This window comes from Mesorhizobium sp. WSM4836 (assembly GCF_055811815.1).
Genome location: NZ_JBVVQF010000022.1, coordinates 45,243 through 66,774 on the forward strand (window position 1 = coordinate 45,243; position 21,532 = coordinate 66,774).

The following is a 21,532-nucleotide window of genomic DNA, read 5'->3' on the forward strand; positions in this document are numbered from 1 at the left end:
TCTTTTCCGAAACGGGCTTCCACTTTTCGCTGACGCGGTCCTTCGGTTTGGGACATGGCCTGGCCGCCCATCTGTGGACAAGACGCCCTCGCCGGCTGAAGCCGTTCGCCGCACAGCCGTGTACAGGATAGCCTTTTCCAGATGAAACCCTCGAAAGACATTTCCCGACTGATCGAGATCATGGCAGCGCTGCGGGCGCCGGATACCGGCTGCCCGTGGGATATCGAGCAGGACTTTTCGACAATTGCGCCATACACCGTGGAGGAAGCCTACGAGGTGGCGGACGCCATCGCGCGCGGCGACCTGGACGATCTGCGCGATGAACTCGGTGATCTCCTGCTGCAGGTGGTCTACCACGCGCAAATGGCCGAGGAGACCGGCGAATTTTCATTCGGCGATGTGGTCCAGGCCATCACCACAAAAATGATCCGCCGTCATCCACACGTCTTCGGCGACGACAAGGCGCGCAGCGCCGGCATGGCAAAGGGCATGTGGGAAAAGATCAAGGCAGAGGAAAAGGCGGAGAAGCGCAGTGCGCGCCTCACCCGTGGGCTCGACCCGGAAGACCATGGCAAGGGCTTTCTCGACAGCGTGCCGGTCGCGCTGCCCGCACTGACCCGGGCGCTCAAACTGCAGGAAAAGGCCGCCCGCGTCGGCTTCGACTGGAGCGAGGCGGCACCGATCCTCGAAAAGATCGAAGAGGAGATCGGCGAATTACGCGAAGCGCTGGCCAAAGGCGACAGCGCGCCGATCAAGGACGAGTTCGGCGATATGCTGTTTGCGATCGTCAATCTCGGCCGGCACCTCGAAATCGATTCCGAAGCGGCACTCAGCGGCACCAATGAAAAATTCCGGTCGCGCTTCCACTATGTCGAGCGGACGCTGCAAGCGTCGGGGAACAGCCTCGAAGAAGCGACACTTGACGCGATGGAAGCGCTCTGGCAGCAGGCAAAAAGCACGAAGTAAACGCCCCTACCCGTTGTTGTGACGGCGCAATCGGCTTTCAATCTCCTGCCGGGCGCTGTGCGTGGCCTTGAGCGCGATGGTCACGCTGCCGTCCTCATTGTCGTCGCGCGAGACGATGTCGCCGTTGCGGTAAAGCCAGTCGGAGACGCCGAGTTGGTCGGGCTTGAGTGTGACGGTGAACGTCTCCAGTTCGCCCGACATCATCGTCTCGATAATGGCCTTCAGGGCATCGATGCCCTCGCCGGTCACCGCCGATATGGCGATCGGCGGCGCCTTCTTGCCGTCAGCACCATCGGCAAGCAGCCGCGCCCGGTTGCCTTCGTCGAGTCGGTCGATCTTGTTCCATACTTCGATGACGCGCTTGCTATCACGGGCATCGACGCCGAGATCGGCAAGGATGCGCTCGACATCTTCGGCCTGCGCGGCCGTATCGGGGTCGGAGATGTCACGCAGATGAATAACGAGGTCTGCCTCGACCACCTCCTCCAGCGTCGCCCTGAAGGCCGCGATCAGATGCGTTGGCAGGTCGGAAATGAAGCCGACCGTATCGGAAAGGATGATCGGCGTGCCGTGCGGCAGGCGCACGCGGCGCAGCGTCGGGTCGAGCGTGGCAAACAGCATATCTTCCGCCAGCACCCCTGCTCCGGTCAGCCGGTTGAACAGCGTCGACTTGCCGGCATTGGTGTAGCCTACGATCGCCACCACCGGAAACGGCACCTTCTTGCGCTTGGCGCGGTGCAGTTCGCGGGTGCGGCGCACGGTTTCGAGCTCATGCTTCAGCTTGGTGATCTTGTCCTGCAGCACACGCCGATCCGACTCGATCTGGGTCTCGCCAGGACCGCCGAGAAAGCCGGCGCCGCCGCGCTGGCGCTCAAGGTGGGTCCAGCTCCGCACAAGGCGGCCCTTCTGGTAGTTGAGATGGGCAAGATCGACCTGCAGCGTGCCTTCCTTGGTGCGGGCGCGCTCGCCGAAGATCTCCAGGATCAGCCCGGTGCGATCGAGCACCTTGGCATTCAACTCTTTTTCGAGATTGCGCTGCTGTACCGGGGTCAACGGATGATCGACAATGACCACTTCCGCGTGAGCCCCTTTGACGATCTCGACGAACTCCGCCACCTTGCCGCTGCCGAGCAAGGTCGCCGGGCGTGGATCGTTGACGGTCACCACCGCCGTGTGGACCAGGTCAAGGTCGATGGCGCTGGCGAGGCCGACCGCTTCGTCGTGACGAGCGTCGGCGGAACGGGTCAGGCGCGGGCGGTTGGTGTCGTCGTCGCCACGCAGCTGTCGGGTAAGCACCGGCACGATGACCACCGCCCGGGTCGGACCGTTGGCCTCTGTCCCGGTCTGATGCGCTGGTTTTCCGCGAACGCTGCGGTCCGCGTCTTTCTCACGTGCCAATCAGGCGCCCTGGCTTTCCTCACCATCGAACATCTGAACCGGCTGGCTCGGCATGATCGTGGAAATAGCGTGCTTGTAGACAAGCTGGGAATGGCCGTCGCGACGCAGCAGAACGCAGAAATTGTCGAACGAAGTGACCACGCCGGTCAGCTTGACGCCGTTGATGAGAAAGATGGTGAGTGGGTTTTTGCTCTTGCGAACTGAATTCAGGAACAGGTCCTGAAGATTTTGCGATCGTTCCGCCATTGTTCTTGTCTTTCGCCGATCCCCTTCGGTTTGCAGGCCAATGCGCCAAATTAGCCGGCACATGTCAAGCACGCAAACACCATCTTGCCGTCAGTAACGACAAGCAGAACGAGATATATTGATGTTCATTCCATCTGTGCGGTTATCAGGCTGGACTTTTTTCCGCAACGTCAAAAAAGGCCTGCCGTAATGAAACTGTTATCGAGCCCGGGTGGCCGTTGGCGACGGGAGCGCCATCGATCGCCACCACCGGCATGGCAATCGTGGTCGCGGAGCTGATGAAAACCTCGCGTGCGGCCTTGGCCTCGGCAACCGAAAAGCCGCGCTCCTCGATCTTCAGGCCGAGCTTGGCGGCGACATCGAACAGCGTCGTGCGGGTGATGCCGCGCAGGATGCCGTGCTCGGCGGGACGCGTCACCAGCACGCCGTCCCTGGTGATGATCCAGGCGTTCGACGATCCACCTTCCTTGACGGTGCCGTCGACATCGATGAACCAGGCCTCCTGAGCGCCGGCTTCCTTGGCTTTCTGCTTGGCCAGCACGTTCGGCAATAGGCCGACCGACTTGATATCGACCCTATCCCAGCGGTTCTCCGGCACCGTGATAACCCGGATCCCGCTCTCGGCACGCTTCGCGGCAGCTGCAGGATCGGCTTTTTTGGCGGTCACCACCAGCGACGGCTTCGTGCCCGCCGGCGGGAAGAAAAACTCGCGGCTGGCGACACCGCGTGTCACCTGGACATAGACCAGGCCGTCGACGACATGGTTGCGGCGCACCACTTCGCGCATGACGAGCGGCAGCACGCCGCGCGTGATCGGCCAATCGATCGAGAGTTCGGTAAGTGAGCGGTTCAATCGGGCGAGATGGCGCGGCATGTCGACGATGAAGCCTCGTGCCACCTCGCAGACCTCGTAGACGCCGTCGGCGAATTGATAGCCACGGTCCTCGATATGCACGGAAGCTTCGGCGTGAGCGACGTAGCGCCCGTTCACATAGGCAATGCGCGGCATGGCTAAACCCCTGGAAGAAGTCCCAGCTTTCTTATGCGATTCCAAGGCCGCCGTAACCGATAATTGCGTGGGCCACTACCGTTGGCTGTCAGACGCCCAGCGACTTCAGCTTGCGGTGCAATGCAGAGCGTTCCATGCCGATAAACTCTGCCGTCTTCGAGATGTTGCCGCCAAAACGGTTGATCTGGGCGATCAGATAATCCTTTTCGAATTGTTCGCGTGCTTCACGCAGCGGCAGCGCCATTATGTGCTGATCGGACTTGTTTGGAGTGCGCGGCATGACGTCGCCGATCTCGGCAGGCAAGAGGTCAGCGGTGATCGGCGCATCGACATCGTCGCCGCGCGCCAGGATCATCAGGCGCTCGACATTGTTTCGCAACTGCCGAACGTTGCCCGGCCAGTTGTGCGCCTGCAACACCGCCAGCGCGTCGTCGCCGATGCGGCGCGGCTTGATGCCGGCCTGGCGAGCGATCTGCTTCATGAAATTGTCCACCAGGTAAGGAATGTCCTCGCGACGCTCGGCCAGTCCCGGTACCACGACCGGAACCACGGCCAGGCGATGATAAAGGTCCTCGCGGAAACGGCCGTCGGCGATCATGGCTTCCAGGTTCTGCGAGGTTGACGAGATGATGCGCACGTCGACCTTGACCCGCTTGGTGCCCCCTACCCGCTCGAACTGCTGTTCGACCAGCACGCGCAGGATCTTGTTCTGCGTCTCGCGCGGCATGTCGGCCACTTCATCGATGTAGAGAATGCCGCGATGGGCCTCCTCCAGCGCACCGACCTTGCGTTCGACGCCGTTCGATTCGGTGCCGAACAGCTCGATTTCCATACGCTCTGGCGTGATGTTGGCGGCGCTCAGTGTCACAAACGGTGCACTCTTGCGCGCCGAGAGCGCGTGGATGGCGCGCGCCGCCAGTTCCTTGCCCGAGCCAGAGGGACCGATGATCATGACGCGGCTGTTGGTCGGCGCGACGCGCTCGATGGTCTGGCGCAATTGGCTCATTGCCGACGACATGCCGATGAGGTCGAAAGTCTCGCCGCTGCGCAGCTTGAGATCCGAAACCTCGCGTCTCAATTTGGAGGTTTCAAGCGCCCGTTCGGCAATGAGGATCAGCCTGTCGGCCTTGAAAGGCTTTTCGATGAAATCATAGGCGCCGCGGCGGATGGCCGAAACTGCCGTTTCGATATTGCCGTGGCCCGAGATCATCACCACCGGCAGGTTCGGGTGCATCGTCTTGATCTCGTCCAGCAAGGCCAGGCCATCGAGCCGTGAGCCCTGCAGCCAGATATCGAGGAAGATCAACCTGGGTGCGCGGTCGGCGACCGCCGCCAGCGCGCTGTCGGCATCAAACGCCGTGCGTGTTTCGTGCCCTTCGTCGCTAAGGATACCGGCGACGAGTTCGCGGATGTCTTCCTCGTCATCGACGATGAGAATATCAGACGCCATTACCGACCTTTTCAGTTTCTTTTTCGTGTTCCGTCTTGCCGTCGCCGCGTATCGGAACGGTGGCGGCAACCGGCAGGATGATGCTGATCATTGCACCCCGCCCATTGTGGAAGTCCGCTGGTGCATCGTGCAATTCGAGTCGCCCGCCATGGTCCTCCACGATCTTCTTGACGATAGCGAGGCCAAGCCCGGTGCCTTTCTCGCGCGTCGTCATGTACGGCTCGAGCAAACGCTGCCGGTTTTCACGCGGCAAGCCCCTGCCGTTGTCGATGACGTCGATTCGAATCGCGCCATTCTGACGCCCGGCTTGAATCCGGATTATGCCGTGCGGACGATCCTCTGCATCAAGTCCGTCGATGGCTTCGGCAGCATTCTTGATGACGTTGCCGAACGCCTGCGCCATCAGGCGGCTGTCGAACGTGCCTTTGAGCGGCTCACTGCCGAAGACGCGCTGGAAGGTGATGTCGGCGCGGCTCACTTCGACCAGGAACGAGGCCTCGCGCAACGAATCGCGCAGATCGATTGCCTTCATTTCCGGTTTCGGCATGCGGGCGAACGCCGAGAACTCGTCGACCATGCGGCCGATGTCCTCCACTTGCCGGATGATGGTGTCGGTGCATTGATCGAAAACCTCACGGTCCTCGGTGATGACCTTGCCGTACCGGCGCTTGATGCGCTCGGCCGAAAGCTGGATCGGCGTCAGCGGGTTCTTGATCTCGTGGGCAATGCGCCGCGCCACGTCGGCCCATGCGGAGGAACGCTGTGCCTGGACCAGATCGGTAATGTCATCGACTGTCACGACGTAGGATTTATCCTCCGAACCGTCGTCGCCGGCTTCGATGGTGATCTGCACGTTGAAGGTTCGTTCAGTGCCGGCACGATAGAAGGTGACCTGTTCGCGATAGACCGGCTTGCCCGACTTGCGACCGATCTCGAAGACGCGGCCGACATGCGGCAGCACGGCGGAAAGGTTCTGCCCAAGCGCTGCCGTGGCGGATATGGCCAGCATCGTTTCGGCCGAACGGTTGACGATGGTGACGATGCCATATGGATCGACGCCGATGACCCCGGCGGTGACGCCGGCAAGCACCGCCTCTGAAAAGCGCCGCCGTTCATCGATCAGATCCTTGGCCGACAGGATCTCGTTGCGCTGCGATTTCAACTCCATCAGCATCTTGTTGAATGTGTCGCCGAGCGAGGCGACATCGCCATCGGAGGGGCGGACAGGCACGGCTACGTCGAGATTGCCGGTAGCGACCTCATCGGCCGCACCGATGAGCTGACGAATCGGCCTCACCAGGCGGTCGGCCACCGCAATGCCAGTCCAGATAGCGGACAGAATGATGATCAGCGTCAGCGACAGATAGGGAAGTGCGAAAGCCACTTGCGAGGTGCGGCGATTGTCTTCGAGACCGCGATATTCGGCGGTATTGGACTTGACGATCTGCCGTGCCTTGATCACCTCAGGATCGACGAGGCGGATGGTGTAGAGATAGAGCCCGTCGATCTCGCGCAGCTTGACGATCGCACCCATGATGTTGCGGGTGCGCGGCTCTATCAGCACTGGCTTGCCATCGGCAGCGCTTGCCACGGCGCCCTCAGGCGGCTCCGGCATGGCAAAGTCCGCGTCGGTCTTGGCACTCATGACGAAGGAACCATCGGGCTTGATAAGCGCTGCGTGTGCCAGCGAACGTCCCACCGCCTCCTTGTTCATGAGGTCGAGGAAACCTGTGCGATCAAGACCGTAGAGCGTGCGCGAAGCGTCGAGGTCGTAAGCCATCGACAACGTCGTGCCCTGAAGATTTCGTGCGTTTTCCTGCACATAGGCGTCGGCGATCGACAACGACGAATTGACGATCGTCTTGGTGCGGATCTCGAACCAGCGGTCGAGGCCGATGTCGAGCGTGATCGACGCGATGATCGCCACCATGATCGCGGGAATGGCGGCGACCAGCGCAAACATCGCAACGATGCGCACGTGCAGGCGCGACGCAGCCTTGCCGTGCCGGCGTGCCATTAGGATGCGATGCACCTCGCGGCCGACCAGCAAAATCAGAAACAGGACGAACGCCGCATTAAGCGCAATCAGCGCCAGCGTCGTCCTCGCGTCGGGCGTGATCGGGGTCGCGCCAACCAGAATGGCGAAGGAGATCGCCGCCGTCACCAGAGCACCGGCAACGGCGATCACGCCGGGCAGCGCAAGCAGCCGGCGACCATCGCGCGCGCCGGTATTGCTGAAAAGCGGTTTGCTCAGTGTCGGTGCGTGCAGGGCCATGTCGCCGTCTGGAGCCAGTGATTGCGTCGGATCTATGCAACGCATTGTGGCGATTATGCAACAAGTGTGGCCGAGACGGAAATCTTTCGACGAGCGATCCCCTGGAAAGCGCTCGTAAGGGGTTCGTCTAGATCTGCCTGGAGGACTTGTAGACGTTGACGCCGAGTTCGCGAATCTTCTTGCGCAGCGTGTTGCGGTTGAGCCCCAGCAGTTCGGCAGCCTTGATCTGGTTACCGCGCGTTGCGGTCATCGAGGCGAGGACCAGCGGATATTCGACCTCGGAGAGGATTCGCTGATAGAGCCCGGCCGGCGGCAAGTCGCCGGCAAACGAGGCAAAATAGCGCTGCAGGAAATGCTCCACCGCCTGGCCGATGGAAAGGTCATCGGGAATGAGGTTGCCGCCACCTGGAACAACAGGCCTTTCGCCGGTCTTCAACTCCGCCTCGATGATCTCGGCGGAAATCTCGTCCTGCGAATACAGTGCAGCCAGCCTGCGGATGAGGTTTTCGAGTTCGCGCACATTACCGGGCCATGGATAGCGCTTCATCAGCTCGATGCCGCCGGTGGAAATGCGCTTGGTCTGCAGGCCTTCACTGGCGCCGAGCTTGAAGAAGTGCCGGACGAGGTCCGGAATGTCCTCCGACCGCTCGCGCAGCGCCGGCAGCCTGAGCGGCACAACGTTCAAGCGGTAGAACAGGTCCTCGCGGAAAAGCCCCTGATTGATCAGCGTGCGCAGGTCCTTGTTGGTGGCAGCGACGATGCGCACGTCGGTCTTGATCGGCGTGCGGCCGCCGACCGTGGTGTATTCGCCCTGCTGCAACACACGCAGCAGCCGCGTCTGCGCTTCCATCGGCATGTCGCCGATCTCGTCGAGGAAGAGCGTGCCGCCTTCGGCCTGCTCGAAACGGCCGGTGGAGCGGTTCTGCGCGCCGGTAAAGGCGCCCTTCTCGTGCCCGAACAACTCCGATTCGATCAGGTCGCGCGGGATCGCCGCCATGTTGATGGCGACGAAGGGACCGCCTCGGCGGCGGCCGTATTCATGCAGCGCGCGCGCCACCAGTTCCTTACCGGTACCCGACTCTCCGCTGATCATGACCGTCAGGTCGGTCTGCATCATGCGCGCCAGCATGCGGTAGATGTCCTGCATCGCCGCCGAGCGGCCGACCAGCGGCATCGTTTCAGGCGGCTCGTCGGCACGCGTATCGATCTTCGGCCGCCGCGGCTCGGAAAGCGCGCGGTTGACGATGTTGAGCAGCTCGGTCAGGTCGAACGGTTTCGGCAGGTACTCGTAGGCCCCGGTTTCGGAGGCACGAATTGCTGTCATGAACGTGTTCTGCGCACTCATCACGATGACTGGCAGTTCCGGCCGCGCCTTCTTGATGCGCGGCAGCATGTCAAAGGCGTTCTCGTCAGGCATGACAACGTCGGTAATGACCAGATCGCCCTCGCCCGCCGCAACCCAGCGCCACAGCGTCGAAGCGTTGGAGGTGACACGCACGTCGTGGCCGACGCGCGAAAGCGCCTGGTTGAGGACAGTGCGGATGGCCGCATCGTCGTCGGCGACGAGAATATTGCCGCGAACGGTCATTTGCGGTCTCCTTCACCGTCGTCGGTGCCAAACTGGGTTTCTTTCCACGCCGGCATCAGGATGCGGAAGGTGGTGCCGCGCGGGGTAGATTCGCATTCAATGATGCCGCCATGCTCGCCGACGATCTTTGCGACCAGCGCTAGACCGAGACCGGAGCCGTTCGGCTTGGTGGTGATGAAGGGATCGAACAGGATCGGCAAAATATCCTCGGAGACACCCGAACCGTTGTCGCGCACGCAGAATTCCAATGGCAGTGATACGCGGTCCTGCGTCCCCGGCACGGAAACGCGGATGCCCGGACGGAAGGCGGTGGACAGCACGATTTCGCCCTGCGGATCGCTGCCGATCGCCTCGGCGGCATTTTTTACCAGATTGAGGAACACCTGAATGAGCTGGTCGCGATTGGCAAAAACCGGAGGCAATGATGGATCATAGTCCTCCAATATCTTGATCCGCTTGGCAAAACCGTTCTTGGCGATTGCCTTGACATGGTCGAGCACGACATGGATGTTGACGGGATAGCGGTCGATCGGCCGCTCGTCCGAAAAAACTTCCATGCGGTCGACCAGCGAGACAATGCGGTCGGTCTCGTCGGTGATCAGCCTGGTCAGTGCGCGATCCTCGTCGGACGCCGACAGTTCAAGCAGCTGCGCGGCACCCCGAATGCCGGACAGCGGGTTCTTGATCTCATGGGCAAGCATCGCGGCAAGGCCGGTGACCGAGCGCGCCGCACCGCGATGCGTCATCTGCCGGTCGATCTTGTCGGCCATTGAGCGTTCCTGGAACATCACCACGACGGAGCCTGGAAATTCCGCCACCGGCGCGACGTAGAGATCGACTACCTTCTCGATGCCGAGACGTGGCGACGACACGTCGACCCGGTATTCGTTGACCGGCGCCCGCCGCTCGCGCACCTGGTCGACAAGCGTCAGCAGCGGACTGCCGAAAGGAATGAGCTTGTGCAGCGTGTTTCGGGCAAGCATCGTGGCGCTCGAGCGGAAAAAATCCTCGGCATCGGCATTCGCGAAGGTGATGAAGCCTTGCGGATCGACCATGATCACCGGCCGGCGAATGGTGTTGAGCACAATGTGCGCGGCGTCCGCCATATCCGTGCTCTGTGTGACGGTGGCGTTCATGCCGCGCTCCGCAGGTTCGCCGCTTCGGGAGCGCTTGAAAACATGTCGCGCAGCAAGGCAATGACACGCCCAGGCTCCAAGGACGTGAGTATCGCTCTGCGCCGGTCGTCGCTTGTCGCGGCGTGGCGGTCGAGATACCAGCCGAGATGCTTGCGCGCCTGGCGCAATCCGCTTTCCACGCCATAGAGCGTCAGCATGTCTTCGTAATGGGCAATGACGTAGTCGCTCAGCGCTTGCGGGCTGTCCGGCATGCCGGCTACCGGCTCGGTCAGCGCGGCGGCTACAATGCTGCCGGCAATCCACGGCGCGCCATAGTGCGCACGGCCGATCATCACCGCGTCGGCGCCAGACTGGTCGAGGATCGACGCCGCCTCCGCCGGCGAGCCGACATCGCCATTGGCGACGACCGGGATCGAGACGGCCTGCTTGACACGTGCGATGGCACGCCAGTCTGCCTTGCCCTGATAAAACTGGCACCGTGTGCGGCCGTGCACCGTCACCATCTTGACGCCGGCCTGCTCGGCGCGTCGCGCCAGCATCGGCGCGTTGAGCGCGCCTTCGTCCCAGCCGAGCCGCATTTTGACCGTGACCGGCACCTCGACCGCCCCGACTAGCGCTTCGATCAGCGACAGCGCGTGGTCGAGGTCTCGCATCAGTGCCGAACCGGCATAGCCGCCCGTCACCTTCTTGGCTGGACAGCCCATGTTGATGTCGATGAAGTCGGCGCCTTCGCCGGCCGCGATTCGCGCGCCCTCGGCCATGTGCACCGCCTCGCGGCCGGCAAGCTGGACCATGTGGACAGGCAGCCCGGAATGACGGATGCGCAGGCCGGAACCAGCCCTGCCCTTTGCAAGCTCGCCGCTCGCCACCATCTCCGATACGACCAGCCCGGCGCCATGGGCATGGGCGCGCTGCCGGAACGGTTCGTCGGTGATGCCCGACATCGGCGCGAGAAACACGCGGTTGCGGATTCTCACCCCACCCACGTCCAGCGGCGAAGCCAATTTGGTCACATCAAGCATGCACAAAAACCAAGCACGTTCGGTTGTTGCACATTCTCTAGCCAGAACGACGGCAATGTGCAACGCGCAATGTCGTGACATTAAGGCGCATTTGGGAAAAAACGGATCGCCGGATCGGCATCAATCCTGGGTCTTCTGAAAGCGATACCACTTTTCGGGATCATGCGCTAAGCGTCTCGCATGAGAGATGTGAGCGAAAAGCAAGCTGCGGATGGCAAGGTCGCCGTGGTCATTGTTGCCGCCGGTCGCGGCGCGCGCGCCGGACAGGCCAATGGGCCGAAGCAGTATCAGCAGATTGGCGGCGGCGCCGTTATCGCACGCACGCTCGACGCCTTTCTGAAGCACCCGAAGATTGGACCTGTCGTCGTTGCTATCCATGCCGATGACGGCGCGCTTTTCCATCACGCCGCCGGCGCAAATGCCGACCGTGTCGTCGCTGTGACCGGTGGTACGTCACGGCAGGAGTCCGTCCGCCTTGGACTGCTGGCGTTGAGAAGCCATGCGCCGGGCCGGGTCCTGATCCATGATGCGGCTCGGCCGTTTGTCGACGCGGAACTGATAGATCGCACGATCGCCGCCATTGGCGAGCGCCAGGGAGCACTGCCTGCCTTGCCCGTTGCCGATACGCTCAAGCGCGAAACGGCCGAAGGCATGATCGGCGAAACGGTGTCGAGGGCCGGGCTCCACGCCGCACAGACACCGCAAGGCTTTCCGTTCTGGCCAATCCTGGCTGCGCATGAAAAGGCTCATCATCTGGGCAAAGCGGATTTCACCGACGATGCAGCAATCGCCGAATGGGCACATATTCCGGTGAAAATCGTTCCCGGCTCTCCGGACAATGTCAAACTGACCTGGGCACGGGATATTGCAATGGCGGATCAGCGGCTTTCCAACGCCCCACGTTTTCCGGACATCCGAACCGGCAATGGCTATGACGTCCATGCGTTTGAGCCCGGCGACCATGTCACCCTGTGCGGCGTCGCTATACCGCACGGCAAGAAGCTGTCCGGCCATTCGGATGCCGATGTAGGCCTGCATGCGTTAACCGACGCGCTGCTCGCCACCTGCGGCGTCGGCGACATCGGCACGCATTTCCCGCCATCCGACCCGCAGTGGAAGGGGGCCGCTTCACGCATCTTCGTCGAACACGCGGCCAAGCTGGTGCGCGCGCGCGGAGGGCGCATCGCCAACGCCGATATCACGCTGATTTGCGAGGCGCCGCGCGTCGGCCCGCATCGCGAGGCGATGACCGAAGCGCTTTCGGCAATGCTGCGAATCTCGCGCGATCGCATCTCGATCAAGGCGACGACCAATGAGAGGCTCGGCTTCGTCGGCCGTGAGGAAGGCATAGCGGCCATCGCGACCGCCAGCGTTGTATTTCGGGGGGATGTCCCTGAATGAGCAATAGCGATCTCGCAGATGCCCTGCTTCAAGCCTGCCAGCAGCGCGGCATCATGCTGGCGACGGCCGAGAGCTGCACCGGCGGCATGATCATCGCCGCGCTGACCGACATTGCCGGCTCTTCCGCGGTGGTTGATCGCGGCTTCATCACCTATTCCAACCAGGCCAAGACCGAGATGCTCGGCGTCTCGGCCGCTACGCTCGATGCGCACGGTGCGGTCTCGCGCGAGACTGCGGTGGAGATGGCGGCCGGAGCCTTGGCGCATTCGCCGGCCGGGCTCGCCCTGGCGGTGACCGGCATCGCCGGTCCGGCCGGCGGCTCTGCGGAAAAACCTGTCGGCCTGGTCTGGTTCGGCGTTGCCGTGGCTGGCCAGCCGGTCGTCAGCGAATGCCAGCTGTTCGCCGACAACGGCCGTGATTTCATCCGCCGGGAGACGGTCCGGCATGCGCTTGAACTGGGTCTGCGCGCGCTCGCTGCGAATCAGGCCGCCGATGGCGCGCCGTAAATAATTTCGGCCCGTTTCTCGAACGCCTCGGAGAACATGCGGAAGGCGCGGTCGAACATGGTTCCCATAAGCGCACCCAAAATGCGGCTCTTGAACTCATAGTCGATAAAGAAGCAGACGTTGCAGCCGCCGCTGTCCGCCGGGTCGAAGCGCCAGACATTGCTCAGATATTTGAAAGGGCCGTCAATGTATTTGACGTCGATGGCGTTCTCGTCCGGCTTTAGCAGCACCTGCGTGGTGAAAGTCTCGCGGATCGCTTTGTAGCCAATGCTCATGTCGGCGATGAGCAAGGTGCGTCCATCGCGTTCCTTGCGTGAGCGAACCGTCAGCGCCTCGCAAAGCGGCAGGAATTGCGGATAGGATTCAACATCGGCGACCAGAGCGAACATCTGCTCCGGCGTATGCGCAACGCGGCGATGGGCTTCGAATTGTGGCATGAAACCAGTGTGTTAGGCGGACTTCCTGAGAAGGGCTTCCCGCGCCGCCCGCAACCTGGCAAAGTCGTCACCGGCATGGTGCGAGGAGCGCGTCAGCGGGCTCGACGCCACCAGCAGGAAGCCCTTGGTCCTGCCGATCGTCTCGAAGGACTTGAACTCCTCAGGCGTGACGAAGCGGATCACCGGATGGTGCTTCTTCGACGGTTGCAAATATTGGCCGATGGTCATGAAGTCGACATCGGCGGAACGCAGATCGTCCATCAGTTGCAGGATTTCGTTCCGCTCCTCGCCAAGGCCAACCATGATGCCGGACTTAGTGAAGATCGAGGGATCAAGCTCCTTGACCCGCTGCAAGAGCCTGATGGAGTGGAAATAGCGGGCACCCGGCCGGACCGTCAGATAGTTAGACGGCACGGTCTCGAGATTATGGTTGAAAACATCCGGCTTGGCAGCCACGACGATCTCCAGTGAACCGTCCTTGCGCAAGAAATCGGGCGTCAGGATTTCGACCGTCGTCGACGGGGTCGCCGCCCTGATCGCACGGATGACACCGGCAAAATGCTGGGCCCCGCCGTCGGTAAGATCGTCGCGATCCACGGAGGTGATGACGACGTGGCTCAAGCCCATCTGCTTGACCGCCTGCGCGACGCGCGCCGGCTCGTCGGGATCGAGTGCGGTCGGGATGCCGGTGGCGACATTGCAGAAGGCGCAGGCCCGCGTGCAGATCTCGCCCATGATCATGAAGGTGGCGTGCTTCTTTTCCCAGCACTCCCCGATATTGGGGCAGCCCGCCTCTTCGCAAACCGTTAGCAGTTTGTGAGACTTCACGATTTCGCGCGTCTCGGCATAGCCTTTCGACATCGGCGCCTTGACGCGGATCCAATCAGGCTTGCGCAGCACGTCCTGATCCGGCTTGTGCGCCTTTTCGGGATGCCGCAAGCGCGGCGCATTGGCAATCGTGTCGAGGACGGTGACCATCTGAAACCCGGCTCATTCGCGAGCGCCTGTTCGGCGCTCTGTTTTCACGACTCATCTAGGCCTTTTCAAACCAAAGAAAAAGGCCGTGGCAGTGCATGCCGCCACAGCCGTTTTCGCATGGCAGGATGGACCGACTAACGGCGCACCATGCGTCCCACCCAGATCAGCAGGCAGGCGCCAATAAAGCCGGTGATCAGATAGGCGATCCAGCCTACGCCGAAGATGCCGATGTTGAGCGCCTGCAGAATAGCATTCAGCACGATCGCACCGACGATCCCGAGAATAATATTCATCAGGATGCCCATGTTGCTCTTCATGACCATCTCGGCGAGCCATCCCGCCAGGCCACCGATGATTATGGCTGCTATCCAGCCCACGCCGTTCACGTCCATATGCCCTCTCCTTGTATGACGAATGCATTCGGAAACGAATTATGTTGCGTACAGTTCCTTGGCTTCTGCGTTTGAGACTCGCAGGGATAATTTATCATGCATTCAGTGCGCGACCATAGGCGTCGAGCACACTCTCCTTCATCATCTCCGACAGCGTCGGGTGCGGGAAGATCGTGTGCATCAGCTCTTCCTCGGTGGTCTCCAGGTTCATCGCCACGACGAAGCCCTGGATCAGTTCGGTTACTTCTGCGCCGACCAGGTGGGCACCGAGTAACTGGCCGGTCTTCTTGTCGAAAATGGTCTTGACGAAGCCTTGGTCCTCGCCGAGCGCAATCGCCTTGCCGTTTGCCGCGAACTGGAAGCGCCCGACCCGGATGTCCTTGCCGTCGGCTTTCGCTTTGGCTTCCGTCAGTCCGACCGAGGCGACTTGCGGATTGCAATAGGTGCAGCCCGGGATCTTCAGCTTGTCGATGGCATGCACGCCGGGGAAATTGGCGATCTTTTCCACGCATACCACACCCTCGTGCTCGGCCTTGTGGGCGAGCATCGGCGGTCCGGCGACGTCGCCGATGGCATAGATGCCGGGCACGTTGGTCTTGCCGTAGCCGTCGACGACGACACAACCACGTTCCGTCTTCACGCCGAGCGTCTCAAGCCCGAGATTCTCGATATTGCCTTGGACGCCGACGGCCGAGATCATACGATCGGCGGTGATCTTCTCGACTTTGCCGTCCTTCATCTCGACATGCGCGGTGACCGAGTTGGTGCCCTTCTCGACCTTGGTCACCTTGGCTTCGAGGATGATCTTCATGCCCTGCTTTTCGAACTGCTTTTGCGCGAATTTGGAAACTTCGGCGTCTTCGACCGGCATCACGGCCGGAAGCAGTTCGACCACCGTCACCTCCGCGCCCATGGTGCGGTAGAACGAGGCGAACTCGATGCCGATGGCGCCAGAGCCCATCACCAGCAGCGATTTCGGCATCTCTTTCGGCACCATCGCCTCGAAATAGGTCCAGATCAGTCTGCCGTCGGGTTCGATGCCGGGCAGCGCCCGCGGCCTGGCGCCGGTCGCCAGGATGATGTGCTTGGCGCTGTAGGTGCCCTCGGCCTCCACACCCTTGGGCGCCGGCGGCTGCGGCTCCATCGGCTTCTTCGACGATTTCGACACGACGATCTCGCCGGGTTTCGTCAGTTTGGCTTCGCCCCAGATGACGTCGACCTTGTTCTTCTTCATCAGGAAAGCAACGCCATTGTTCAGACGCAGCGACACCTTTCGCGAGCGGTCGACGACGGCGGCGGTGTCGACGCTGACCTTGCCATCGATCTTCAACCCATAGTCCTTCAGATGATCCGAATAGTGCATGATCTCGGCCGAGCGCAGCAGCGCCTTGGTCGGAATGCAGCCCCAGTTGAGACAGATGCCGCCCAAATGCTCGCGCTCGACGATAGCCGTCTTGAAGCCGAGCTGAGCGGAGCGCACAGCCGTGACATAGCCGCCGGGACCGGAGCCGATGATGATGACGTCATAATTCTCAGCCACGGCCTTCTCCTTCACAATTCCAACATGAGGCGCACGAGCGGCGCCAGCGCCTGCCCGACGTTCCGCGTGTTTTCCGCGTCCAGGTGGACGCCGTCGAGCGGCGTGGTTTTGGCCACCGTGCCGGCATCGAAGAAGCCGCAGCCGGCCTCGTCGGCAAGGGCGGAATATTGCGGCGCCAGCCGCTTTGACGCGTCATCGCCGCCGGCGAACATTTCCTTGAACTCGGCGTTTTCCGTGCGGCTGACTACGGGCGGCGCGACGATCAGGATCTGCGGCGCCGGCCAACCGAATGGGTAATCGTGACCGCGCACGATATCGATCAGGCGTTGCATGCCTTGCTTGGCCGCGACCGGATTACCATGAATCCACGGCTTCATATCGTTGGCGCCGAGCATGATGACGATCAAGTCGATCGGCGCATGCGTCGTCAGGATGGTTGGCAACAGCCTTGCACCATTGCGGTCCGCCCCGGCCAAGTGATCGTCGAAGGCGGTGGTTCGGCCATTCAGGCCTTCGGCGATGACCTCGACGCCGCTGCCCAATGCCGCCTGCAGCACGCTCGGCCAGCGATCTTCCAGCGGGTGCCGGCCAAGGCCTGCCGCGTCATAGCCCCAGGTAAGCGAATCGCCATAGCACAGGACCGTCTTCATGCGCCTGCCCCATTCCAACAAAGACCTATCCGCAATCGCTGCAGCCCGAACAGCCAATGTACGACAATCGTTACGAAGCCGGATTGGATGGAGGCAACAAGGCTGGTGAAGAATTTCTGCACCGCCCCGCCCTTCGCAGTTAGACCAGCATGCCCATCGGATTTTCGATCATACGCTTGAAGGCGACAAGCAGCTCGGCGCCGAGCGCACCGTCGACGGCGCGGTGATCGGTCGACAGCGTCACCGACATGATCGTGCCGATCTTGATCTCGCCGTTCTTGACCACCGCGCGTTGCTCGCCGGCGCCGACCGCCAGGATCGTCGCATGCGGCGGGTTGATGACGGCAGAGAAATCCTTGATGCCGAACATGCCGAGATTGGACACCGCCGTAGTGCCGCCCTGATATTCTTCCGGCTTCAGCTTGCGGCTGCGGGCGCGGCCGGCAAGATCCTTCATCTCGTTGGAGATGACGGACAGCGTCTTTTCGTCGGCACGCCGGATAATCGGGGTGATCAGGCCTCCCGGGATCGACACGGCGACACCGACATCGGCGTGCTTGTGCTTGATCATGGCGTTTTCTGTCCACGAGGCATTGGCATCCGGCACCGCCATCAGCGCCATGGCCAGAGACTTGATGACCATGTCGTTGACCGACAGCTTGTAGGCCGGTGTTTCGCCCTTCTCGGTCTTCTTCACCGGGGCGGCCGCATTGATCTGCGTGCGCAGGGCCAGAAGTGCGTCGAGCTCGCAGTCGAGCGTCAGGTAGAAATGCGGGATGGTGGTCTTGGCCTCGACCAGCCGCCTCGCAATGGTCTTGCGCATATTGTCGTGCGGGACCAGCTCGTAGGATTCTTCGGCAAACAGTTTGAGCACCTGCTCGTCCGATATCGCCTTGGGTGCGGCGGCTGCAGGTGCCGGAGCGCCGGCTGGCGCCGCTTTTGCTGCTGGTGCCGCCTTGGCGCCGCCACTGGAAATCGCGGCATCGACATCGGCCTTCACCACGCGGCCGTGGGGGCCGGAGCCTGTCAGCGCCGCGACATCGACGCCAGCTTCCCTGGCAATGCGCCGGGCCAGCGGCGAGGCGAAGATACGCTCACCGTTTGCATGGCCGTTGGCGACCGGCGCCGTTTCCGCCTTAGGTGCAGGTGCGGCAGGCCCCTGCTTCGGCGCTTCGGGCCTTGGTGTTTCAGCTTTGGAGACGTCCGCTTTCGGAGCCTCAGCCTTTGCCGGCGCAGCGCCGTCACCGCTTTTCGCGGCAGAAGCAGCATCCTCGCCCTCGCCCGCCAATACCGCGATCAGCGCATTGACCTTGACGCCTTCAGTGCCCGCCGGAACCACCAGCTTGGCAACCGTGCCTTCGTCGACGGCTTCGACTTCCATCGTCGCCTTGTCGGTCTCGATCTCGGCAATCACGTCGCCGGGCGAAACCTTGTCGCCTTCCTTGACCAGCCACTTGGAAAGGTTGCCCTCTTCCATCGTGGGCGACAGCGCCGGCATGGTGATGTTGATCGGCATTTTGTCCTCCCGCCCTGCTCAGCGATACGTGACGGCTTTGACCGCCTCGACGACCTCGCCGACATTGGGCAGCGCCAGCTTTTCGAGGTTCGCCGCATAGGGCATCGGCACGTCCTTGCCGGCAATGGTGATGACCGGTGCATCGAGGAAATCGAAGGCGCGCTGCGAGACCTGATTGGCGATATGGTCCCCGACCGAGTTCTGCGGAAAGCCTTCCTCGACCACGACCAGGCGATTGGTCTTTTTGACCGAGGCGATGATCGTGTCTAAGTCGAGCGGACGAATGGTGCGCAAATCAATGACCTCGGCATCGATCCCCATGCCGCGCAACTCCGCCTCGGCCTTGATCGCGTAGGTCATGCCGATGCCGAACGAGACGATGGTCACGTCCTTGCCGGATTTGTGAATGCGCGCCTTGCCGATCGGCAGCACGAAATCGTCCATCTTCGGCACGTCGAAGGAGTGGCCGTAAAGGATTTCGTTTTCAAGGAAGATGACCGGGTTCGGGTCGCGGATCGCCGCCTTGAGCAGACCCTTGGCGTCGGCGGCAGTATAAGGCATCACCACCTTCAGGCCGGGAATATGGCTGTACCAGGCGGCATAGCACTGCGAATGCTGCGCGGCGACGCGCGCGGCCGCCCCGTTCGGACCGCGAAAGACGATCGGGGCGCCCATCTGTCCGCCGGACATATAGAGCGTCTTGGCGGCTGAATTGATGATCTGGTCGATCGCCTGCATGGCGAAGTTGAAGGTCATGAATTCGACGATCGGCCTCAGGCCGGCCATCGCCGCGCCGACACCAACGCCGGCAAAGCCGTGCTCGGTGATCGGCGTGTCGACCACGCGCCTCGGGCCGAATTCCTGCAACAGGCCTTGCGTGATCTTGTAGGCGCCCTGGTACTCGGCGACTTCCTCGCCCATGACAAAGACATCGCCATCGCGGCGCATTTCCTCCGCCATTGCATCGCGCAAGGCTTCACGCACCGTGGTCGAGACCATTTCGGTGCCGGCCGGGATGTCCGGATCGGCGGCAATTTCCAGGCTGGGCGCGGCGGCAACAGGCGCCGCAGCTTCGCTCTTGGTCGGAGCGGCAGCGGGGGGCGGAGCGGCAGCGGGCGCTTCTGCTTGCGGCGCGATAGCCTCCTCGCCAATGCCTTCGCCTGCTTCGTCAATGTCTTCGCCATCGACGGCCAGCACAGCGATCAGTGTGTTGACCTTGACACCCTCGGTGCCGGCAGGAACCACGATCTTGGCAAGCGTGCCTTCGTCCACGGCCTCGACTTCCATCGTTGCCTTGTCGGTCTCGATCTCGGCAATGGCGTCACCGGCCGCGACCTTGTCGCCCTCTTTCTTCAACCACTTGGAAACGTTACCCTCTTCCATAGTCGGCGAGAGGGCGGGCATGAGAATTTCGATCGGCATGTCCTTGCCCTCTCGTTAAAGTACGATATCGGTCCAGAGCTCGGAGGGATCCGGCTCCGCGTCGTTCTGGGCAAATTCTGCGGCGTCGGCGACAACGTCGCGGACTTCCTTGTCGATGGCCTTGAGCTCGTCCTCGCTTGCCCATTTTTTGTCGAGCAGCCGCGCTTTGACCTGCTCGATCGGGTCACGTTCGGAGCGCATTTTCTGCACTTCTTCCTTGGAGCGGTATTTTGCCGGATCCGACATCGAATGGCCGCGGTAGCGATAGGTCTGCATTTCGAGAATGAGCGGCCCGTTGCCGGCGCGGCACCATTCGGCCGCGAGGTCTCCGGCTGCCTTCACGGCACGCACATCCATGCCGTCGACCTGGATGCCTGGAATCTTAAAGGAGGCGCCGCGGTGGGAAAAATCCGTCTCAGCCGACGAGCGCGAGACCGAGGTGCCCATGGCGTAGCGGTTGTTCTCGATGATGTAGATCACCGGAAGCTTCCACAGCGAGGCCATGTTGAAGCTTTCGTAGACCTGGCCCTGATTCGCGGCGCCATCGCCGAAATAGGTCAGCGTCACGTTGTTGTTGCGGCGATAGCGGTTGGCGAAGGCAATGCCGGTGCCGAGCGAGACTTGCGCGCCGACGATGCCGTGGCCCCCGTAAAAATGCTTCTCCTTGGAGAACATGTGCATCGAGCCGCCCTTGCCTCTGGACAGGCCGCTACGGCGCCCGGTCAGTTCGGCCATGACGCCGCGCGGCGACAGCTCCATGGCCAGCATATGGCCATGGTCGCGATAGGCGGTGATCATCTGGTCGCCTTCGATCAGCGCCATCTTCATGCCGGTAACGACGGCTTCCTGGCCGATGTAGAGATGGCAGAAGCCGCCGATGAAGCCCATACCGTAAAGTTGGCCGGCCTTTTCCTCGAAGCGGCGGATGAGCAGCATGTGCCGGTAGGCGGCAAGCTCCTGGTCTTTGCTGAATTCAATAGGCTTTGGGGTGGAAAGGCCCGGCGTTTTGCCGTCTGATTTGGATTTGGCAGGCGCTTTTCTGGTGGCGGTGGCCATGCATCACTCCCTGTTGGCGTCTCTTGGCGGACAGCGAGGGAGATCAGTTCTCCCACCGATTTGAGGCAAGCTAACATGCACGGAAGGCTTGCGCCATGCCGAAAACGCATGGCTGTCATGCGTCTAAGCGATTAAAATCATTGCAAATATCGCTGATTAACTGAGATCAAGTTATCGTGCGACCGGCAGCATGATGGTGATCTCGTCGGCGTGGGACAGATTAAGCGCCCTGCGCGCCTGCTCGTCCAGCATGTCCTTCTCCAGCGTGCCCTCATGCATCAGCTGAACGCGACGCTCGAGATCGACCCGGCGCGCCTTGACGGCATCGAGCCTGCCCTGCAATTCGACAGTCTCGGCTTCGAGCCGGTACTTGGAATAGATGCCGAACTCGCCATGATAGGCATGGAAGCCGAAATAAGTCAGGAATACCACGCAGAGCGAGGGAATGATCAGCCGGCCGGTGTTTCTTTGCTTGTGCTGGCGTGTCCACATGGTCCGAATCCTCTACGCCGCCTTTGTCGCCCGATTGTGCTTAATGGACGGT

Annotated in this window: 20 protein-coding genes; 3 read left to right on the forward strand and 17 right to left on the reverse strand. The window is 61.8% G+C overall.

The annotated features are described in order from the left end of the window. Positions 1–141 precede the first annotated feature (141 nt). Positions 142–966, forward strand: coding sequence for a nucleoside triphosphate pyrophosphohydrolase (gene mazG / locus AC0L2P_RS23635; protein WP_473504534.1), 825 nt, complete (start codon positions 142–144; stop codon positions 964–966). Between the two features lie 6 nt (positions 967–972). Here mazG and hflX read toward each other — a convergent pair whose 3' ends face one another. From hflX to dusB, 8 genes are all read right to left on the reverse strand, one after another. Beyond that, complete coding sequence (gene hflX, locus AC0L2P_RS23640) at positions 973–2,364, reverse strand: GTPase HflX (protein ID WP_473504536.1); 1,392 nt, start codon at positions 2,362–2,364, stop codon at positions 973–975. Next, complete coding sequence (gene hfq / locus AC0L2P_RS23645) at positions 2,365–2,610, reverse strand: RNA chaperone Hfq (RefSeq protein ID WP_006202172.1); 246 nt, start codon at positions 2,608–2,610, stop codon at positions 2,365–2,367. Between the two features lie 145 nt (positions 2,611–2,755). Then, on the reverse strand, positions 2,756–3,619 hold the full coding sequence (locus AC0L2P_RS23650) for a D-amino-acid transaminase (RefSeq protein ID WP_473504538.1): 864 nt from the start codon (positions 3,617–3,619) through the stop codon (positions 2,756–2,758). A gap of 88 nt (positions 3,620–3,707) precedes the next feature. Further along, a complete protein-coding gene (gene ntrX, locus AC0L2P_RS23655) occupies positions 3,708–5,069 on the reverse strand; it encodes a nitrogen assimilation response regulator NtrX (RefSeq protein ID WP_473504540.1) in 1,362 nt (453 codons plus the stop codon). Next, positions 5,059–7,344 (reverse strand): sensor histidine kinase NtrY-like, encoded by a 2,286-nt coding sequence (locus tag AC0L2P_RS23660; protein WP_473504542.1) that lies wholly within the window; start codon positions 7,342–7,344, stop codon positions 5,059–5,061. Before AC0L2P_RS23660 ends, ntrX begins: the two co-directional genes overlap by 11 nt. 127 nt (positions 7,345–7,471) lie before the next feature. Further along, positions 7,472–8,932 carry a nitrogen regulation protein NR(I) gene (gene ntrC / locus AC0L2P_RS23665; protein ID WP_352466165.1) on the reverse strand — a complete coding sequence of 487 codons (1,461 nt, stop codon included), beginning with the start codon at positions 8,930–8,932 and terminating at the stop codon, positions 7,472–7,474. Beyond that, complete coding sequence (locus AC0L2P_RS23670) at positions 8,929–10,068, reverse strand: two-component system sensor histidine kinase NtrB (protein ID WP_473504544.1); 1,140 nt, start codon at positions 10,066–10,068, stop codon at positions 8,929–8,931. The genes ntrC and AC0L2P_RS23670 overlap by 4 nt, the downstream gene beginning before the upstream one ends. Beyond that, complete coding sequence (gene dusB / locus AC0L2P_RS23675) at positions 10,065–11,090, reverse strand: tRNA dihydrouridine synthase DusB (RefSeq protein WP_473504546.1); 1,026 nt, start codon at positions 11,088–11,090, stop codon at positions 10,065–10,067. Before dusB ends, AC0L2P_RS23670 begins: the two co-directional genes overlap by 4 nt. 180 nt (positions 11,091–11,270) lie before the next feature. Between dusB and AC0L2P_RS23680 the strand changes: the two genes are divergently transcribed. Both AC0L2P_RS23680 and AC0L2P_RS23685 read left to right on the forward strand, forming a co-directional pair. Continuing rightward, entirely contained in the window at positions 11,271–12,491 is a 1,221-nt protein-coding gene (locus AC0L2P_RS23680; protein ID WP_473504548.1) for a bifunctional 2-C-methyl-D-erythritol 4-phosphate cytidylyltransferase/2-C-methyl-D-erythritol 2,4-cyclodiphosphate synthase, read from the forward strand. Then, complete coding sequence (locus AC0L2P_RS23685; RefSeq protein WP_473504550.1) at positions 12,488–12,997, forward strand: CinA family protein; 510 nt, start codon at positions 12,488–12,490, stop codon at positions 12,995–12,997. Before AC0L2P_RS23680 ends, AC0L2P_RS23685 begins: the two co-directional genes overlap by 4 nt. On the opposite strand, the gene AC0L2P_RS23690 is transcribed toward AC0L2P_RS23685, so the two are convergent. The 9 genes from AC0L2P_RS23690 to AC0L2P_RS23730 all read right to left on the reverse strand — a co-directional run bounded on the left by AC0L2P_RS23690 (position 12,973) and on the right by AC0L2P_RS23730 (position 21,480). Next, positions 12,973–13,434: a type II toxin-antitoxin system RatA family toxin gene (locus tag AC0L2P_RS23690; RefSeq protein WP_473504552.1), complete on the reverse strand. Its 462-nt coding sequence runs from the start codon at positions 13,432–13,434 to the stop codon at positions 12,973–12,975. The two genes, AC0L2P_RS23685 and AC0L2P_RS23690, sit on opposite strands and share 25 nt — an antisense overlap. A 12-nt stretch (positions 13,435–13,446) precedes the next feature. After that, a complete protein-coding gene (lipA, locus tag AC0L2P_RS23695) occupies positions 13,447–14,412 on the reverse strand; it encodes a lipoyl synthase (protein ID WP_473504553.1) in 966 nt (321 codons plus the stop codon). A gap of 134 nt (positions 14,413–14,546) precedes the next feature. After that, positions 14,547–14,804 (reverse strand): GlsB/YeaQ/YmgE family stress response membrane protein, encoded by a 258-nt coding sequence (locus tag AC0L2P_RS23700; protein WP_473504555.1) that lies wholly within the window; start codon positions 14,802–14,804, stop codon positions 14,547–14,549. Positions 14,805–14,898: 94 nt separating this feature from the next. Further along, a complete protein-coding gene (gene lpdA / locus AC0L2P_RS23705) occupies positions 14,899–16,344 on the reverse strand; it encodes a dihydrolipoyl dehydrogenase (RefSeq protein WP_473504556.1) in 1,446 nt (481 codons plus the stop codon). A gap of 11 nt (positions 16,345–16,355) precedes the next feature. Beyond that, a complete protein-coding gene (locus AC0L2P_RS23710; RefSeq protein ID WP_473504558.1) occupies positions 16,356–16,994 on the reverse strand; it encodes an SGNH/GDSL hydrolase family protein in 639 nt (212 codons plus the stop codon). Positions 16,995–17,133: 139 nt separating this feature from the next. Further along, positions 17,134–18,510, reverse strand: a complete 1,377-nt coding sequence (locus tag AC0L2P_RS23715) for a pyruvate dehydrogenase complex dihydrolipoamide acetyltransferase (protein ID WP_473504560.1) — start codon at positions 18,508–18,510, stop codon at positions 17,134–17,136. Positions 18,511–18,528: 18 nt separating this feature from the next. Continuing rightward, entirely contained in the window at positions 18,529–19,932 is a 1,404-nt protein-coding gene (locus AC0L2P_RS23720) for a pyruvate dehydrogenase complex E1 component subunit beta (RefSeq protein ID WP_473504562.1), read from the reverse strand. 15 nt (positions 19,933–19,947) lie between these two features. Beyond that, positions 19,948–20,988: a pyruvate dehydrogenase (acetyl-transferring) E1 component subunit alpha gene (gene pdhA / locus AC0L2P_RS23725; protein WP_473504564.1), complete on the reverse strand. Its 1,041-nt coding sequence runs from the start codon at positions 20,986–20,988 to the stop codon at positions 19,948–19,950. Positions 20,989–21,159: 171 nt separating this feature from the next. Continuing rightward, positions 21,160–21,480 carry an FtsB family cell division protein gene (locus tag AC0L2P_RS23730; RefSeq protein ID WP_473504566.1) on the reverse strand — a complete coding sequence of 107 codons (321 nt, stop codon included), beginning with the start codon at positions 21,478–21,480 and terminating at the stop codon, positions 21,160–21,162. Between the last annotated feature and the right edge of the window lie 52 nt (positions 21,481–21,532).

Excerpts from the sequence above, each read along its gene's own strand:
- mazG (WP_473504534.1), top strand. The coding sequence starts at position 142 with ATGAAACCCTCGAAAGACATTTCCCGACTGATCGAGATCATGGCAGCG.
- hfq (WP_006202172.1), bottom strand. The coding sequence starts at position 2,610 with ATGGCGGAACGATCGCAAAATCTTCAGGACCTGTTCCTGAATTCAGTT.
- AC0L2P_RS23650 (WP_473504538.1), bottom strand. The coding sequence starts at position 3,619 with ATGCCGCGCATTGCCTATGTGAACGGGCGCTACGTCGCTCACGCCGAA.
- ntrX (WP_473504540.1), bottom strand. The coding sequence starts at position 5,069 with ATGGCGTCTGATATTCTCATCGTCGATGACGAGGAAGACATCCGCGAA.
- AC0L2P_RS23660 (WP_473504542.1), bottom strand. The coding sequence starts at position 7,344 with ATGGCCCTGCACGCACCGACACTGAGCAAACCGCTTTTCAGCAATACC.
- ntrC (WP_352466165.1), bottom strand. The coding sequence starts at position 8,932 with ATGACCGTTCGCGGCAATATTCTCGTCGCCGACGACGATGCGGCCATC.
- AC0L2P_RS23670 (WP_473504544.1), bottom strand. The coding sequence starts at position 10,068 with ATGAACGCCACCGTCACACAGAGCACGGATATGGCGGACGCCGCGCAC.
- dusB (WP_473504546.1), bottom strand. The coding sequence starts at position 11,090 with ATGCTTGATGTGACCAAATTGGCTTCGCCGCTGGACGTGGGTGGGGTG.
- AC0L2P_RS23680 (WP_473504548.1), top strand. The coding sequence starts at position 11,271 with ATGAGAGATGTGAGCGAAAAGCAAGCTGCGGATGGCAAGGTCGCCGTG.
- AC0L2P_RS23685 (WP_473504550.1), top strand. The coding sequence starts at position 12,488 with ATGAGCAATAGCGATCTCGCAGATGCCCTGCTTCAAGCCTGCCAGCAG.
- AC0L2P_RS23690 (WP_473504552.1), bottom strand. The coding sequence starts at position 13,434 with ATGCCACAATTCGAAGCCCATCGCCGCGTTGCGCATACGCCGGAGCAG.
- lipA (WP_473504553.1), bottom strand. The coding sequence starts at position 14,412 with ATGGTCACCGTCCTCGACACGATTGCCAATGCGCCGCGCTTGCGGCAT.
- AC0L2P_RS23700 (WP_473504555.1), bottom strand. The coding sequence starts at position 14,804 with ATGGACGTGAACGGCGTGGGCTGGATAGCAGCCATAATCATCGGTGGC.
- AC0L2P_RS23710 (WP_473504558.1), bottom strand. The coding sequence starts at position 16,994 with ATGAAGACGGTCCTGTGCTATGGCGATTCGCTTACCTGGGGCTATGAC.
- AC0L2P_RS23715 (WP_473504560.1), bottom strand. The coding sequence starts at position 18,510 with ATGCCGATCAACATCACCATGCCGGCGCTGTCGCCCACGATGGAAGAG.
- AC0L2P_RS23720 (WP_473504562.1), bottom strand. The coding sequence starts at position 19,932 with ATGCCGATCGAAATTCTCATGCCCGCCCTCTCGCCGACTATGGAAGAG.
- pdhA (WP_473504564.1), bottom strand. The coding sequence starts at position 20,988 with ATGGCCACCGCCACCAGAAAAGCGCCTGCCAAATCCAAATCAGACGGC.
- AC0L2P_RS23730 (WP_473504566.1), bottom strand. The coding sequence starts at position 21,480 with ATGTGGACACGCCAGCACAAGCAAAGAAACACCGGCCGGCTGATCATT.